Below are 16,735 nucleotides of genomic sequence, written 5' to 3'. Positions count from 1 at the left end.
CTCTCTGACGTCGGCGGTCCGGGGCCCGGCATCCGGCGCACCCTTACGGGGCGCGCCGGATGCCGGGCGCGGGGCGGTTACTTGATGAAGAGGCGACGCGGGTCGACGCCGCTGAGCACGTCGTCGTAGACGAGTCCGCCGACCTTGGACCCAGCGATCTGGGTCTGCTTGTAGTACGCGGTCGGGACGACGTTGATGACGTCCTTCACGATGTGCTGGTCCAGCTTCTCCCACTCGGACGCGGCCTTGGCCGGGTCGGTGATCTTGCTGATCCGGTCGATCTCGCTGTTGATCTGCGGGTCGTTGATCTGCGAGTAGTTCTGCGCGCCGTCGGCGATCACGCGGCCGTCGTACAGCGGCGGGATCACGGTCGAGGCGGACGGCCAGTCGGCACCCCACGCGGTGTGGAAGATGTCGTAGTTGTTGTCCAGCTTGGAGACCTGGTCGTAGAACGTCTCGGCCGGGATCTCCTGGCGCTGGACGTCGAAGCCGGCCTTCTTCAGGCCCGCCGCCATGGCGGTGGAGTACTGCTGGCCCTCGGGGGTGTTGATGTAGCCGAAGGTCAGCTTCATGTTGAGCTTGCCGGCCTTCTTCAGCAGCTCCTTGGCCTTGGCCGCGTCACCGGCGGGCTTCTTCTTCTTGCCCCACGGGTCGAAGGCGGCGTCGTAGCCGGAGACGGTCGGGGAGATCAGACCGCCCGCGACCTCCATGGCGTCGGTGCCGCCGTAGGCGCGGACGAACGGCGTGACCGGCAGGGCGTAGGCGATGGCCTCGCGGACCGTCTTGTCCTGCATGGGCTTGTGGCTCATGTTGATGTTCATCTGACCGACGAACGACTGGTAGCCCGAGACCGTACGGGACTTCAGCTTCGAATCCCGGAGCACCGAGGACAGGTTGCCCGCGTCGACCTGGTTGTTGAAGCTGATGCCGGCCTGGTCGGCGCCGCTGTCGGCGAGCAGCGCCTTGGTGGACGCCTCGTACTGCTGGTTGAAGCTGAAGTTGAACCGGTCGATGTACTGGTGCCGGATCGGGTCCGTCTTCGGGTCCCAGTTGGTGTTCTTCACCAGCACCATGGACTTGCCGGACTTGAACGACTCGATCTTGTACGGGCCGCTCACCACGGGCGCCTTGTCGTAGCGCTCCTTGGTGTCGCCCTTCTCGGAGACGACCCCGTAGCCGGCCATGGCCAGCGCGTACGGCAGGTCGGGGCGGGCCGTCTTGAAGTGGAAGACGATCGTCTTGTCGTCCGGCGTCTCCAGCACCGAGTCGGGCAGGTGCTTGCCCTTGTAGGGGCCGTCCTTGAGCAGCTTGCGGTAGGTCGCGCCCGGCGAGTCGGCGAGCCACTGCTGGAGGAAGGTCGGGCCCTGGTTGATGAAGGGCGCGAAGAGCCGCTCGACGGTGTGCCGGACGTCCTTGGACGTGATCGGCGTGCCGTCCTGGAACTTGATGCCGTCCTTGAGCGTGTACTTCCAGGTCTTGCCGCCGTCGGTGGTGGTGCCCGAGTCGGTGGCGAGGTCGCCGACCACCTCGTGCTTGCTGCCGTCGTTGCTGGTCGCCTTGTACCCGGTGAGACCGCGGTGCAGCAGGGTGGCGAGCGAGCCCTCGTCGGACACGTAGATCTGTGCCGGGTCGAGGTGCGCGTAGCTGTCGCGCTGGAGGACCTCCAGGGTGCCGCCGGACTTGGCGCCGGGCACCTCCGCGGCCGGTCCGGTGGACGCCTTCTCGTCACCGAACTTGATCAGCGCCTGCTGACGCTGGGCGTTCTGCTGCTGCTTCTTGTCGTCGTCGCCGCTGTCGCTGCCGCCCTTGCTGCAACCGGTGAGCACAAGCGCTCCGGCCGCGAGCACGGAGAGTGCGCCGTAAGTGTGGCGTCCGCCCCTACTCATCACGAGGTTCCCACCCATCTCTGTGTCACCAGTGCGTTCCTGTGTCACCAGTGCGAAAGAAACTGCTGGTAGTGCTGTGCGAGGTGCCGTGGTGCTGTGAAGTGACCGGTCAGCGTGCGGTCTTGGGGTCGAACGCGTCCCTGACCGAGTCCCCGAGCAGGTTGAACGCCACGATGAAGATGATCATCGAGATGCCCGGGAAGAACATGTAGGTGATGTCGTTCTGCATCACCAGTTCGGTGGACGCCTTGGAGAACATCTGTCCCCAGTCCGGCGTCGGTTCGACGATGCCCACGCCGAGGAAGGAGAGTCCGGCCTCGGCGGTGACGAAGGAGGGCAGCAGGTAAGTGGCCTGCACCAGCAGCGGGGTGACCACGTTCGGCAGGATCTCCTTGCGGATGATCCGCCACGACGAGGCCCCGCTGACCCGTGCCGCCTCGATGAACTCCCGCTCCCGCAGGGCGAGTGAGGTGCCGCGCAGGATGCGGGCGAGGCTCATCCAGCCGAGGAACCACTGGACGATGATCAGCGCAAGCACCCGGACGTAGGTGGGGGTCTCGTCGCGGGGGCTGACGAACAACGAGACGACGACCGGCATGCTGGCGATGAAGAACAACTGCGCCGGGAAGGCGAGCAGGAAGTCGATGACCCGGCCGATGACGAAGTCGGTGCGCCCGCCCAGGTATCCGGCCGCGACCCCGAGCAGGATGCCGGTGAGGACGACGGTGACGGTGACCGCGAGCGAGATCATCAGCGAGGTACGGATGCCGAACAGCAGCTTGGTGAAGACGTCGTAGCCGTTGCCCGGTTCGAGGCCGAACCAGAACTCGCCGCTGATACCGCCGTTGGGCTGCACCGGGACGCCCGCACTGTCGAACAGCTCGGGACGCTCGTCCGCGTACACCGTGTACGGGTCCTTGCCGTACAGCTTGGAGATCAGCGGTGCGAGCAGCCCGATCAGGAAGAAGAAGATCACGACACAGGCCGAGATCACGCCGGTGCGGTCGCGCTTGAAGCGCATCCACATCAGCCGGCCGGGAGAACGGCCCTCGAGCTGGACGGTCTCGGCCTTCGCCGGCGGCCCTGGTTCGCCGTCGACGACGACCGAAGTCCCGCCGCCCTCGATGTCGATAGGACTTGTCACGGTTCGTCCGTTTCGCAGATATGAGTGCGGGAGGTTCCGGGATTGCTGGACAGCGCGCGAACTCGCAGTCGGACGCGCGTAGTTCTAGGGCCGGATCACACCGCTGGAAGCGACGAACAGCTCCCCTTTGACCCGAGCGGTACGCGGCTAACTATCTGACATGAGCCAAGTGGCGACCACTGTCTTTAAATCTCAATTCAGTCACAGCTCACGGGCCGAACTTCCAAAAACCGGACAAACAACTCCCCTACTGAAGGCCGCGAAACGGACGTGTTACATAGCTATCGGTCCGGGATCTCCGCGTTCCGGACACCGGACGGCCCGGCGGCGGGAAAAATCCGGTTGCGAAAAAGCCCGGCCGCCCCCGAGATGGGGACGGCCGGGCTCAACTGTTCGACTGTTACGCCGAGTTGTTCATGCGTCAGTTGTGCTTGGCACGGCTCGCGGTGCGGCCGCGCTCCTTCTGGTCGAGGACGACCTTGCGGATGCGAACCGCCTCCGGGGTCACCTCGACGCACTCGTCGTCGCGGCAGAACTCCAGGGACTGCTCCAGGGAGAGCTTGCGCGGCGGGACGATCGCCTCGAACGAGTCGGCCGACGCCGATCGCATGTTCGTGAGCTTCTTCTCCTTGGTGATGTTGACGTCCATGTCGTCGGAGCGCGAGTTCTCGCCGACGATCATGCCCTCGTACACCTCGGTGCCCGGCTCGGTGAAGAGCACGCCGCGCTCCTGGAGGTTCGTCATCGCGAACGCGGTGACCGAACCGGAGCGGTCGGCGACGAGCGAGCCGTTGTTACGGGTCGTCAGGGTGCCGAACCACGGCTCGTGGCCCTCGTGGATGGAGTGGGCGATGCCCGTACCACGGGTGTTGGTCAGGAACTCCGTACGGAAGCCGATGAGGCCGCGGGACGGGACGACGAACTCCAGGCGGACCCAGCCGGAGCCGTGGTTGGACATGTTGTCCATCCGGCCCTTGCGGACGCCCATGAGCTGCGTGACCGCGCCCATGTGCTCCTCGGGGACGTCGATCGTCATGCGCTCGACCGGCTCGTGCACCTTGCCGTCGATCATCTGCGTGACGACCTGCGGCTTGCCGATGGTCAGCTCGAAGCCCTCGCGGCGCATCTGCTCGACCAGGATGGCGAGCGCCAGCTCACCGCGGCCCTGGACCTCCCAGGCGTCCGGGCGCTCGGTGTCGAGCACACGGAGGGAGACGTTACCGATCAGCTCGCGGTCGAGGCGGTCCTTGACCTGGCGGGCGGTGACCTTGCGGTCCTTGACCGCGGACTTGGCGTCCGCGCCCTTGCCGGTGCCGCCCCGGCCGACCAGCGGCGAGGTGTTGGTACCGATGACCATGGAGATCGCGGGCTCGTCCACCGTGATCAGCGGGAGCGCGACGGGGTTCTCCGGGTCGGCGAGGGTCTCACCGATCATGATGTCCGGGATACCGGCGACGGCGCAGATGTCACCGGGGCCCGCCACCTCGGCCGGCTTGCGGGTGAGCGCCTCGGTCATCATCAGCTCGGAGATGCGCACGTTGGACACCGTGCCGTCGCGCTTGATCCACGCGACGGTCTGGCCCTTGCGCAGCTCGCCCTGCTCGACGCGGAGCAGCGCGATACGGCCGAGGAAGTTGTCCGCGTCGAGGTTGGTGACGTGGGCCTGGAGCGGCGCGTCCTCCTCGTACGTGGGGGCCGGGATGTGCTCCAGGATGGTGGAGAAGAACGGCTCCAGGCTGTCGCTGTCCGCCGGGACCGTGCCGTTGTCCGGCTTGGTCAGCGAGGCAATGCCGTCACGGCCGCAGGCGTAGACGATCGGGAACTCGATCTGCTCCTCGTCCGCGTCCAGGTCGAGGAAGAGGTCGTACGTCTCGTTGACGACCTCGTCGATGCGCGAGTCGGGGCGGTCCGTCTTGTTGATGCACAGGATGACGGGGAGCCGCTGCTGGAGCGCCTTGCGCAGCACGAAGCGGGTCTGCGGGAGGGGGCCCTCGGAGGCGTCGACGAGGAGGACGACACCGTCGACCATCGACAGACCGCGCTCGACCTCGCCACCGAAGTCGGCGTGGCCGGGGGTGTCGATGATGTTGATGGTGATCGGCTCGCCGCCGTCCTTGGGGTGGTACTTCACCGCCGTGTTCTTGGCGAGGATCGTGATGCCCTTCTCACGCTCCAGGTCATTGGAGTCCATGACCCGGTCGTCGACGGAGTCGAGCTGGTGAGCGGCGAACGCGCCGGCCTGCTTCAGCATGCCGTCGACGATGGTGGTCTTGCCATGGTCGACGTGGGCGACGATGGCGACGTTACGGATGTCGTGGCGCGTGGCCATATTGCGGCGTACTCCCGGAGTGTGCGGACTGCCCTGCGCGGGATTCTCTTGCGCGGGACCTGCCGGGCTGGACACGCCACGGCCTCACCCCATGGTACGTGGCCCTGCGGGGGACGGCCTCCGCAGGGCCACGGGGCCCGATTCAGGGGTAGGAGCAGGGGTCAGTCCTTGGTCGGGCTGGGCGAGACCTTCGCGCCCTTCTTCAGGAAGCCCATGTCCTCGTAGACCGGCGCCTGGAAACCGAAGGCACCCGTGTTGACCAGGGTCTTCCGTACGCCGACGAGCTGGGGGCGCTGGTAGAGCGGGATGGAGCCGGCCGCCGCCCAGATGCGGGTGTCGGCCTTGCGGATGAGGTCGCGGGACTCGTCCTCGTCCAGCGTCGAGGCGGCCTGGTCGAAGAGCTGGTCCACCTGGTCGGTGCCGACGCGGGTGTAGTTCTGCTCGACGTTCACCGAGCCGTCGGCGGCGGGCGCGGGCTTGGCGAAGATCGGGCGCGCGTCGGTGGCCGGGAAGGCGGAGGCGGGCCACGAGTACAGGGCGAGGTCGAAGTCGCCGGCCGCGATGTGGTCCTTGAAGTAGCTCTCGTCCGGGACCTTGATGATCGTGGTGCGGATGCCGACCTTCTCCAGCATCGCGGAGATCCGCCCGGCGACGGTGTTCAGGGTCTCCGAGCCCGCGCCGGTGGGGAGCACGAAGCGGAGGTTGAGCGCCTGGCCGTCCTTGGCGAGCGGCCCGTTGACCGCGCCCGCCGGGGCCGCCGTGCCCTTGGGGGCGTAGGCGCCGGGGGCACCGCCCTGGCCGGTGTACTGCTTGCCGTCCTGGGCCAGGTGACGCCCGCTGCCGTCGCCGTGCTCGTTCTTGCCGTCGCTGTTCTTGTCGTCCTCGCCGACGATGTACTCGCCGTCCTTGCCGCCCTCGGACTCGTCGTCGTCCTTGGTGCTGCTCTCCGGTCCGGCGGCCTTCTCGGCCTTCTTCTCCGTCTTGACCGGGCCGCCCGGCACCCAGCCCGCGTCCGAGAGGAGGGCCTGCGCCTCCTTGGTGTCCTGGCCGCCGAGGGCGTCGCTGTTGTCGGCGTAGGCGGGCTGGCCCTCCAGCGCGAGGTGGCTGCCGACCGGCTCGGCGGGCAGGCCGAGCGGGGTCAGCACCAGCTTCGCCAGCTCCTTGCGGTCCAGCGCGCGGGCCACCGCCCGGCGTACCCGCTCGTCGGCGAGCAGGCCCCCGGCGCCGTTCAGGGCGAGCTGGGTGTAGGCGGGCTCCAGGGACTTGCGCACCTCGTAGGAGCGGAGCCCGTCCTGCTCCTCCAGGTACCGGGTGATGGCCTTGCGCAGCTTCTTCTGGCCGGCGTGCTCGACCTTCTCCGAGGCAAGGCCGTGGGCGAGGGCCCAGGAGCGGAGCTTCTTGGCGGAGGTCTTGCCGCCGCCCACCAGCGGGCTTCCGGTACCGCCGGCGGCACCGGTGATCCGTCCGGCCGTGGAGGCGTCCACGTCGGCGACGTCCACCTTGCCGTCGGCCAGCGCGGTGGCCCGCTCGTCGCGCGGGACGGTGTGCAGCACGATCTTGTCGAGCTTGGCGGGCTGCCCCCACCAGCGCGGGTTGCGGGTGAGGACGACGTCCTTGCCGGCGGTGTCGACCTTGTCCACCCGGAAGGGGCCCGCGCTGGTCTTCAGCTTGCGCCGGGCGCCGTCGTTGAAGGCGTCCGGGGTGCCCATGACGTCCTTCGGGTACAGCGGGGAGAACAGCGACTTCCAGTCGGCGTACGGGCGGGAGAAGGTGACCCGGACCTGGAGGTCGCTGGCCCCGCGCTCGATCTTGGAGATGCGGTCGTACCCGGCGTTGCGCGCGGTCCAGTAGGCGCTGTCCTTGCCGGACAGGGCGCGCCACTGGGCGACGAAGTCGGCGGCGCCGATCTCGCGGCCGTCGCTCCACACGGCCTGCTGGTTCAGCTTGTACAGCACGACCTGGCGCGGCTCGGTCTCGATGACCTTGGCGGACTCCAGGTAGGCGGGGTTCACCGCCGGGCGGCCGTTCGCGTCGAGCTGGAACATCGAGGGGAGGGTGGCCTGGGCGACCCGGGTGGTGCCCGCGTCGGCGTCGGCCTGGTAGGCGTTGAGCGTCTCCGGCAGCGCGTCCATGGCCCACTTCACGGTGCCGCCCTCGGCGACCTTGTCGCGGGTGACCTGGGCGATGTCCGGTCCGGCCAGCGGGCGGCCGGCCTTCTCGTCCGAGCTGCAGCCGGCGAGGAGGGGCACCGCGAGGGCGCCCGCGGTGAGGAAGGCGGTCGCGCGCAGGACCGCACGTGAGCCGACGCCGTCGTGGGACATCTCTGCTACCTCCGGAAAGCCGCGGGCGTGTTGATCACTTTTGGCGGTATATGGAGCTGATCAGATCTATGCACTCACTGAAAACGACCGCACCGGGTGAAACGAGGCGACACGACCGCGCCGCGCGGCAACCCCACCCGTGCGGCGCAACCCCGCCCGCTCGCGGGGCCGCGAAGGCGCCCATACGCTCCCAAAGTGACGTCCTCCCTGGTCCGGGGCCGGCCCCGGCACGCCACGGCGCACATACGCGTGCGGGTCGCGCACGCGCTCGTCGGCGCGGTCGCGGGCGCGGGCTGGCTGGCCATCCCGGTGCTCGCGGCGCAGGAACCGGCGACCGCGTCCGCGCCCCGCCCGACGGCCGCTCCCGCCGCCCCCCGGGACGACGAGTCCTCCGCCGTCGACCTGATCCTCCCGGTCGCCGTGCTCGGCACCGCCGGGGTGGTGGCCGCGTACAGCTACGTACGCCGGGGCCGACGCGCCTCCGGCGTCGTCTCCGCCGCACCGGCCGCCCCCACCCCGGCCGATTCCGACCGCCGGGCCCGCGCGGCGCTGGTCGAGGCCGACGACAGCGTCCGGGCGAGCGAGGAGGAGCTGCCCTTCGCGGCCGCGCTTCTGGACGAACGGACCCTCGCCCCCTTCCGCCACGCGGTCCACACCGCCCGCACGGAACTCTCCGCCGCCTTCGCCCTGTGGCACCGGTACGAGGAGGGCGAGGCCGGCGACCGCGAGCAGACCCTGGCCGGGGTCGTCGGCCGGTGTGCGGAGGCGGGGCGGGTGCTGGACGCGCGGGCCGGGGAACTGGACCGGCTGCGCCGGGCGGAGGTGGGCCCGGCGCTGGAGGTGGCGGAGGGGGCGTTCCGCCGGCTGACGGCACGTGCGGCGGACGCGCGGGCCACGGTCACGGAACTGCGCGAACGGTACGGGCCCTCGGTCGGCGCGCGGGTCGCCGGGTGCGTCGAAGAGGCCATGGACCGGCTGGTGTTCACCACCGCCCGGCTCAACGAGGCCCGTCGCGCGGTCGACTTGGGCGACGAGGGGCGCGCGGTACGCCAACTCCGTTCCGCCGAGGGCTCGGTGGCGCAGGCCGGGATTCTGGTGGCGGGGGTGGACCGCACGGCCCGCCGGCTGCGGGAGGCGGCGGGACTCGTCCCGGCCGCGCTGACCGGGGCGGAGGCGGTACTGGCGACGGCCGCACCGGCCCCCTCGGGCGCCGACGACACCCTGGCCGCCGTACGCACGGAGCTGACGGCGGGCCCGTACGACCCGCTGGACGCGCTGCGCCGGATCACCCGCGCCCTGGTCCGGCTGCCGGCCGCCCGGAGCGGGGTGCTGGACACCGCCGCGCACCTCGTGGCACGGGCCGCCGTCGGCGAGGCGGAGGACTACGTCGCCGTGCACCGGGGCGCGGTCGGCGCCGACCCCCGCTCCCTGCTCGCGGCGGCCGTACGCACCCTCGCCGCCCCCCGTCCCGTCGAGGCGGCCGTCCTCGCCCGCCGCGCCCTGGAACTGGCCGAACGCGACGTACGCACGCACGGCCTCCCGGAATCCGACACCGGAAGGTTCAGAACAGGCTGAGCAGTGCCTCTGCCGGGTCGGTCAGGGGGCTGTCGGCGCCGGGGAGCGGGAGCTCGAACCAGACCGTCTTGCCGCGCGGGGTGCGGCGGGAGCCCCAGGCGGCACTGAGGAGACCGACCAGTTGCAGGCCCCGGCCGCCCTCGTCGGTGTCCCGGGCGCGCCGCCTGCGGGGCTGGACCAGACCGGCGTCCCAGACCTCGCAGACCAGGGTGCGGTCCAGCAGCAGCCGGAGCCGGATCTCGCCCTCGCCGTACCGCAGGGCGTTGGTCACCAGCTCGCTGACCAGGAGTTCCGTGGTGTCGACCAGGGGCTCCAGGTCCCAGCTCAGCAGCTGCGCCCGCGCGTACTCGCGGGCCCGGCCCACGCTGCGCGGCTCGCGGGGCAGGGTCCAGTCGCCGACCGACTCGCTGGGCAGACCCTGGACGCGGGCCATGAGCAGCGCGATGTCGTCCTCGCCGTGCCGGGTGTCGAGGCTGTTCAGGACGTGGTCGCAGACGTCCTCCAGCGGGCGGGAGGGATCGGTGAGCGCCTGCACGAACGCCTGGAGCCCTTCGTCCAGCGGATGGTCCCGGGACTCCACCAGACCGTCGGTGTAGAGGGCGAGCAGGGCGCCCTCGGGCAGTTCGACCTCCACCTCCTCGAACGGCTCGCCGCCCACGCCCAGCGGCATCCCGGGCGGCACGTCCAGCATCAGCGCGGCCTCGCCGGGCTCCACCAGCACCGGCGGCAGATGCCCCGCGTTGGCGAAGGTGCAGCGCCGGGTGACGGAGTCGTAGACCGCGTACACGCAGGTGGCGAGGTAGACCTCGCACAGGTCGGCGTCGCGCGGCTGGCGGGCCGCGCGGGTGGCCTGCTGGACGCCGCCGGGGGTGCCGAGGCCGCGCGCGATCTCGTCCAGCGCGGAGAGCACCTCGGCCGGTTCGAGGTCGAGCAGCGCCAGGGTGCGTACCGCCGTACGGAGTTCGCCCATCGCCACGGCCGCGCGCAGGCCGCGGCCCATCACGTCGCCGACCACCAACGCGGTGCGGTGGCCGGGGAGTTCGATGACGTCGAACCAGTCGCCGCCGACCTCGGTGGCCGCGTTGCCGGGCAGATAGCGGCAGGCGATGTCCAGGCCGGACGCCTCGGGGTCGCCGGGCGGGAGCAGGGACCGCTGGAGTATCAGCGCGCGTTCGTGCTCGCGTCGGTAGAGCCGGGCGTTGTCGATGCAGACGGCGGCGCGCGCGGCCAGCTCCACCGCGAGGTCGCGGTCGCGGTCCCCGAACGGCTCGCTGCCCTTGGTGCGGGCGAACTGCACGATGCCCACCACGGTGTCGTGCGCGACCATCGGCACGGCGAGCGTGGACTGCACCAGCCCGCCCTCCTCGGCGGGCACCCGCTGCGGCCTAGCGGTGCGCAGGGCGTCCGCGCAGGGCGAGTTGAACGGGAAGCGGTGCACCGCGCCCAGCTCCACCCGCTCCCCCGACCCGCCGAAGGGCGCGTCGGAGACGGCGCTGGCGAAGGCGACCCGGCGCAGTTCCGCGCTGCCGTCGGCCAGCTTGGGCGGGGCCTCGTCACCGGTCAGCAGGGCCTGGTAGAGGTCGACGGTGGCCAGGTCGCAGAAGCCGGGGACGACCACGTCGAGCAGTTCGCGGGCCGTCGTCTCCAGGTCGAGCGAATTCCCTATGCGGGCGCCCGCCTCGTTGAGCAGGGCCAGGTTGCGCCGCGCGGAGGCGGCCTCGCGGGCGGCCTCGCGCCGGGCGGTGATGTCGGTGCCGAGCCAGGCCACGCCGATGGGGCGGCCGCTGCCGCTGTGCACGCGGTAGAGGTTGATGGACCAGTGCCGGCGCTCGTCGGAGTCCGGCACGAAGCCGGTGACGTGCATGTCCGTGATGGAGTCGCCGGACTCCAGCACCCGGCGCATGGTGGCCGAGACCCGGTCGGCCTCGGCGCGCGGCAGATAGTCGTGCACGCCCTTGCCCCGGTGGTCGTCCGGGGTGCCGCCGAAGATCGACGCGAACCGCGTGTTGGCCCGGCGCACCCGGAGATCGGTGTCGATCAGCAGGAACCCGAACGGAGATTGGCCGAATATCGCCTGCGAGGCGGCGAGGTCGGTCTCGATGCTGCGCAGGGTCCGCACGTCCACCACGATGCAGACGGCGGCCTTGTCGCCCTCGGCGGTACGGGTGGGCATGACGTAGACCTCCGCCATGCCCTCCTCACCGCGCGAGCCGTCCTCGCCGTCCGGCATCCGGAAGGGGACCACGCCGGTCCACTCCCGCCCGTCCAGGATCTCGGCCATCTTCCGCTGGCCGCGACTGCGCAGGTCGGGGTCGACGAACGCCTCGATCGGGTCCAGGCCCACGGCCCGGTGGGCGGGGATGCCGAAGAGCTGTTCGGCGCGCAGGCTCCACTGCTCGATCAGCCCGCCGGGGCTGAGGGAGAAGGACGCGACCTTTATGTAGTCGTAGATCGAGCCGGGCGGACTGCTCTGCCACATGTCAGCGGGGGCCGCCTCTTCGGCGGCCCGGCTCCTCGCGCCGTCCGACGGGTCCTCGGACTCCGTGGCCTTCGCTGGTATCTCGCTCACGCGAACCGTCCCCTCCAGCTCACCGCGTCCGGCACCGGTCACCGGGGGCGGCTGCCCGCAGTATCCAGCACTACGGCGCCGCACAACACGGTGTTCACGATCACAGCTCGGTACGGGTGCCTTCCGGACCGCGCTGCGACAACACTTCCAGTCTTCTAACCAGCGAACACGGCCTCGAACCACGCGCCCGGCAACGCGCTTGCGCACCGGGGCACGAGCCGACCCACGCGGGGGCGCGCGCACCCCCTCCGTACCCCCGGCTCACCCCGCCGTGCCCCTGATGCACCCGCCCGCGCTCCGGGTCGTGGGGTGCGGGTGGGCATCATTCGGGGCTGGGCATCATTCAGGGCTGGGCGTCATTCGGGGCTGGGCGTCATTCGGGGATGGGCATCATTCGGGGATGGCCAGCTCGAACCAGACGGTCTTGCCGGCCTCGGCGGGCCGGGTGCCCCAGCGGGCGGAGGAACCCGCGACGAGCGCCAGCCCCCGCCCGCTCTCGTCCTCGGGCCGCGCGATCCGCTCGCGCGGCGGGTCCGGCACCTGGTCGGAGACCTCCACCAGCAGCGCCCCGCCGAGCCCCGCCGAGCGCACCAGACGCAGCCCGATCGGGCCGTCCGCGTGCCGCAGGGAGTTGGTCACCAGCTCGCTGACCAGCAACGCCGTCAGATCGGCGAGGGAATCCAGATGCCAGCGGCCCAACTGGCCCCGGACAGCGGCACGGGCCGCGCGCACCGCGCCGGGTTCCGAGGGGAACGTCCACTCGGCGCAGTCGCCCTCGGTGTCGAACACGCCGATCACTTCCCAGGCAAGCGAGCCCACCCATGTCCGATTTCATGGGGTTACTGGCCATGTACCCGGTATGCAGGGGGCAGTACCGCGCGGGCCGGGGCACTGTGGCACGAACGGCGTACAGCCTCCGGGCCCCGGACCGGCATCCCTCAGGGGGCTCGGCCGGGGAGCACGGGGGCGCGGCGGGGTACGGCCGGCCCGGTTGTGGGCCCGTACGCCGGGCGGCGCACCCCGTACGCCGGTCAGCGCGCCCGGGCGCCGAGGCGTGCGGCGATCTCGCGGACGGCCGGGACGTCCTGGTCGAGCCAGGGCACGTCCCAGAGGTGGCCGGGGGTGAGCCAGCGCAGTTCGTCGTGGTCCTGGAGGGCCTCGGGTCCGGGGGAACCCGGACGGAGCCGGGCGGTCCACACCCACAGCACATAAGGGTTTTTCAGGGGCCACTCCCCCGGCACGCGTTCGACCGCCTCGGCGTCGATACCGAGTTCCTCGCGCAGTTCGCGCACGAGGGCGTCGTCGGGACGCTCGCCGGGCTCGACCTTGCCGCCGGGCAGCTCCCAGCGGCCGGCCAGCTCCGGGGGCGCGCTGCGCCGCGCGGCGAGCAGCCGGTCCCCATCGAGCAGGGCGGCTCCCACCACCACGATCCGTTCGGTCATGGTCCGGAGCCTACGGGAGCACGCCCGTGGTCAGTTGCGCGTGCTCTCGCCGTGCTGACTCACGCGCTCCACGGAGTAGAGCTGCCTGTGCCCGCGGCCGTCGAGACTGTCGGCGATCTTCTGGGCTTCCGCCCGTGTCGCGTACCGGCCGACCCGGTAGCGATTGCCGTTGTCGTCCTGACGTATGACGAGCCAGGGCAGAACGACCGCACCCTCGTTCATCGCCCCCACCGTTTCCCTTCCCGTGCCCCTAAGCACCCGCCCCACCCGCTTTCCGCTCCGGGGCTCCAAGGTGTCCCGCCCGAGGAAACCGCAATACGCATATGCCCGAGCGTACGCCCAACCTTCACACAGCGGATACGGCTTTTCACGAAGAGGTACGCAACCGGCCAGAACGCAGGGGGCGCACGGAATCGAACGCGCCGCATCGGGGAGGTGACCCCGGGAACGGCGGCGACCGCCGCCCACCAGGGGCGACGGTCGGTTCGCCGCGGGGCGGCGGCCGGAAGCGCGGGATTCGTACGCCGGGGTACGCCCCCGGGGAGCGCGTCCCATGTGCGCTACCTCACGATGACCCGCTACCGCACGGAGAGGTGGTACGCGACCTGATAGCGGTCGGCCGGGATGACGACGTCGGCGGTCTCCACCGGGCGGCCCGAGGCGTAGTAGGTGCGCTGGATGACGAGGACGACATGGCCGGGAACCCCACCGAGCAGGAGGAGTTCCTCCGCGAGGCCGGGGCGGGCGCCGACCTCCTCGGTGACGTTGTCCACGATCACGTCGATCGCGCGCATCCGCTCGACCACGCCCATCCCGCCGAGCGGGCCCTCCTCGGGCAGCATGACCGGGGTGCGGCCGGTCACGGCGAGCGGCTCCCAGGAGGTGGAGAGCATCATCGGCTCCCCGGCGTCCCGGAACAGGTACTTGGTGCGCATCACGCGCTCGCCCGGCTTGATCCCGAGCCGCTCCGCGACCCCGGACCCGGCCTCGGCGCGCTCACTGCTGGACTCCCACGTGCCGCGCGCGGTCGCGTCGGCCTGCTCCTGCCGGAAGGGGGTGGCGCCGCCCTGGGGCCGGTACCCCGAGCGCGCCACACTGCGCGGCACCGGCCGCTCGCGCACATACGTCCCCGAGCCGGACCGCCCCTCGACCAGTCCCTCGGCCATCAGCACCTTGCGCGCCTCCAGCGCGACCGTGTCCGAGACGCCGTACTCCTCGCGGATACGGGCCTGTGACGGGAGGCGGGTATGGGGCGGCAGTGAACCGTCGACGATCTTCTGGCGGAGATCACCCGCCACGCGCAGGTACGCCGGCTGCTCACCGAATGTCACTGGCCGCTCCCATCAGGTTGTACAGACAGCAACAGCGTGGCAACCGTGGGTTGTGCCATGCAAGCAAAGGCCAGAGAATCACTCGATGTGATGACGAGGGGCGGCGCACACCTGCGTCCAGCGACTTTCTCCGGCCATGACTCCCCCGCTGGGCCGTGATCACACCTTGGCGCCGCCGTCCGCCCCGTCGCCGTCGGTCCCCTGGGCGCCGGAGCCGGGAGGGGTGGTCGCCAGCTTCAGCGCCTTGCGGGCGGGGATGTCGGCTTCCGGTTCGATCAGGGCGAGACCGGCGTCGTAGGGCACGTAGAACGCGTCGGCGTCTCTGGCGCGGGCCGCCTTGTCCCAGAGGGCGCGGGCCTTGTCCAGGCGGGTGGCCAGGTCGGCCAGGGGCGCGCGGGCGTCGGCGGGCCAGGGGTGGGCGCGCAGGGTGCCGGACCAGGTGGCCAGGGCGGTGGAGACCCGGCGGGCCCACGCCTTGTGGCCCGGCAGGTCGTCCTCGACGAGTTCGGTGTCGGGCTCGGAGTCGAGGGCCGCGTTCAGTACGTGAGCGCCCTTCAGGTAGGCGACCTGGTGGGCGTCGAGGGTGGACGCGTCGGCGCGGAGCGAGCCGGTGAGGGTGCCGCCCTCGGTGGTGCTGCCGAGGACGCAGGTGACCTCGCGGTCACCGAGCGACCAGGTCTCCTGCGTCGGGGTCACATGGAAGACGTCGACGTCCTCGGGGAGCGCCCAGGCGTCCATCGCGTAGGCGTCCAGCAGGCCGACGCAGCGTTCGGCGGCGTCCTGCACGGCGTCGTCGCCGGGGTAGGGGCCCGCCTTGATCGTGAAGGTGGCGAAGACCTCGCCCTCGTGCGCGCCCTCGCAGGGCACCGTACGGATGTCGTAGACGGCGCCTCCCAGGCCGCCGCCGGAGTCGAAGCAGTCACCCTTGGCCAGCGAGAGGTCCACACTCTCACGCACGCCGTCCTTGACCCCCTGCCACATCCAGCCCGTCGCACCGGTGCTGACCAGCAGAACGGCGAGCGCGAGACCGACCCCGGACAGCGCACTCCCGACAACAGCCGCAGCCCTCCCGCGCTGACCCCGCTTACGGATCTGCAGCAGGGCGACGAGCCCGAGCAGGAGGCCGACGCCGGGGAGACAGCAGAGGATGCCGGTGATGAGGGAGGCGATGGCGAAGGGGTTGGTGGGGGTGGGGGGTCCGTAGGGGGTGTGGGGGGCGTACGGGTTTGGTGACCCGTAGGGGGTCGGGGTCCCGTGAGGGTTGGGTGACCCGTAGGGGGTCGGTGTCCCGTAAGGGGTCGGTGTCCCGTGAGGGTTGGGTGACCCGTAGGGGGTCGGTGACCCGTAGGGGGCGGGCGCCCCGGAGGGGTTCGGTGCCCCGGAGGAGGCGGGTGACCCGTATGGAGCGGCGAGCCCGGAAGGGGCCGCTACCCCGTCAGGGTTGGGTGACCCGCAGGGAGTCGGCGCCCCGTCAGGGTTGGGTGACCCGGAGGGGGCGGGTGACCCGGAGGGGGCGGGTGACCCGGAGGAGGCGGGTGGCCCGTATGGGGCGGCGAACCCGTAAGGGGCCGCTGCCCCGTCAGGGTTGGGTGACCCGGAGGGATCGGGGCTTTTGGAGGGATCGGGTGACCCGGAGGGGTTCGGTGCCGCGGAGGGCGCGGCCGACCCGGCGAGGTTCGGTGCCCGGGAGGGGTCAGGTGACCCGGAGGGGTCAGGTGGCCCGGAAGGGGCGGGGCTCCCGGAGGGGGCAGGTGACCCGGAAGCGGCCCCTGCCCCGTCAGGGTTGGGTGACCCGGAAGGGGCCGGCGCCCCGGCGGGATCGTGGGCTCCGGAGGGGTCGGGTGTCCCGGAGGGGTTCGGCGCTCCAGAGGGGTTCGGTGTCCCGGAGCGGTCGGGGCCCCCGGAGGGGATCTGCGGGGACGGCTGCGACGGGCCCTCGGGCTCGTCGGGTTCGCGGGCAGGGGATATGGACACCGGTACCGTTTCTGGGGCGAGTTGCGGCAGCCGGGGCGGACGAGGAGGCTCGGGCGGGCTACCGTACGAATGCGCGCATGGTAAGCGGGTCCGGACAAGACCGGAAAACGGTTTCGGTCCCCGAACGAGCGGCGCGCGGAACGGACATGGGGGCGGTCAGGGCG

The 16,735-nt window shown here is 71.2% G+C and carries 11 protein-coding genes and 1 pseudogene; 1 reads left to right on the top strand and 11 read right to left on the bottom strand.

The genetic code is table 11. The features are described from left to right. Positions 1-77: 77 nt before the first annotated feature. From E5083_RS02690 to E5083_RS02675, 4 genes are all read right to left on the bottom strand, one after another. Entirely contained in the window at positions 78-1,886 is a 1,809-nt protein-coding gene (locus E5083_RS02690) for an ABC transporter substrate-binding protein (RefSeq protein WP_135783961.1), read from the bottom strand. 109 nt (positions 1,887-1,995) lie between these two features. Then, complete coding sequence (locus E5083_RS02685; protein WP_135783960.1) at positions 1,996-3,030, bottom strand: ABC transporter permease; 1,035 nt, start codon at positions 3,028-3,030, stop codon at positions 1,996-1,998. Positions 3,031-3,451: 421 nt separating this feature from the next. Continuing rightward, positions 3,452-5,359, bottom strand: coding sequence for a translational GTPase TypA (gene typA / locus E5083_RS02680; RefSeq protein WP_135783959.1), 1,908 nt, complete (start codon positions 5,357-5,359; stop codon positions 3,452-3,454). A 161-nt stretch (positions 5,360-5,520) separates the two neighbouring features. Continuing rightward, entirely contained in the window at positions 5,521-7,680 is a 2,160-nt protein-coding gene (locus tag E5083_RS02675; RefSeq protein ID WP_135783958.1) for an ABC transporter family substrate-binding protein, read from the bottom strand. Between the two features lie 195 nt (positions 7,681-7,875). Between E5083_RS02675 and E5083_RS02670 the strand changes: the two genes are divergently transcribed. Beyond that, positions 7,876-9,255: a hypothetical protein gene (locus E5083_RS02670; RefSeq protein ID WP_135783957.1), complete on the top strand. Its 1,380-nt coding sequence runs from the start codon at positions 7,876-7,878 to the stop codon at positions 9,253-9,255. On the opposite strand, the gene E5083_RS02665 is transcribed toward E5083_RS02670, so the two are convergent. The 7 genes and pseudogenes from E5083_RS02665 to E5083_RS31605 form a co-directional block, all read right to left on the bottom strand. Then, positions 9,242-11,824 carry a SpoIIE family protein phosphatase gene (locus tag E5083_RS02665; protein ID WP_135783956.1) on the bottom strand — a complete coding sequence of 861 codons (2,583 nt, stop codon included), beginning with the start codon at positions 11,822-11,824 and terminating at the stop codon, positions 9,242-9,244. The genes E5083_RS02670 and E5083_RS02665 overlap by 14 nt on opposite strands. Before the next feature lie 390 nt (positions 11,825-12,214). Beyond that, positions 12,215-12,643 carry an ATP-binding protein gene (locus E5083_RS02660; protein WP_135783955.1) on the bottom strand — a complete coding sequence of 143 codons (429 nt, stop codon included), beginning with the start codon at positions 12,641-12,643 and terminating at the stop codon, positions 12,215-12,217. Positions 12,644-12,855: 212 nt separating this feature from the next. After that, positions 12,856-13,266 (bottom strand): (deoxy)nucleoside triphosphate pyrophosphohydrolase, encoded by a 411-nt coding sequence (locus E5083_RS02655; RefSeq protein WP_135783954.1) that lies wholly within the window; start codon positions 13,264-13,266, stop codon positions 12,856-12,858. Positions 13,267-13,296: 30 nt separating this feature from the next. Further along, positions 13,297-13,488 (bottom strand): SPOR domain-containing protein, encoded by a 192-nt coding sequence (locus E5083_RS02650; RefSeq protein WP_135783953.1) that lies wholly within the window; start codon positions 13,486-13,488, stop codon positions 13,297-13,299. A gap of 356 nt (positions 13,489-13,844) precedes the next feature. Beyond that, complete coding sequence (locus E5083_RS02645) at positions 13,845-14,597, bottom strand: GntR family transcriptional regulator (RefSeq protein ID WP_135783952.1); 753 nt, start codon at positions 14,595-14,597, stop codon at positions 13,845-13,847. Between the two features lie 159 nt (positions 14,598-14,756). Continuing rightward, positions 14,757-15,554, bottom strand: coding sequence for a septum formation family protein (locus E5083_RS02640; RefSeq protein ID WP_244317382.1), 798 nt, complete (start codon positions 15,552-15,554; stop codon positions 14,757-14,759). A 108-nt stretch (positions 15,555-15,662) separates the two neighbouring features. Beyond that, a pseudogene (locus E5083_RS31605) lies at positions 15,663-16,571 on the bottom strand (hypothetical protein); the annotation flags it as partial. Between the last annotated feature and the right edge of the window lie 164 nt (positions 16,572-16,735).

Source organism: Streptomyces bauhiniae, assembly GCF_004784475.1.
Taxonomy (GTDB): Bacteria; Actinomycetota; Actinomycetes; order Streptomycetales; family Streptomycetaceae; genus Streptomyces; species Streptomyces seoulensis.
The sequence above is the reverse complement of the archived record's forward strand: the minus strand, read 5'-3'. Positions and strand labels throughout refer to the sequence as shown.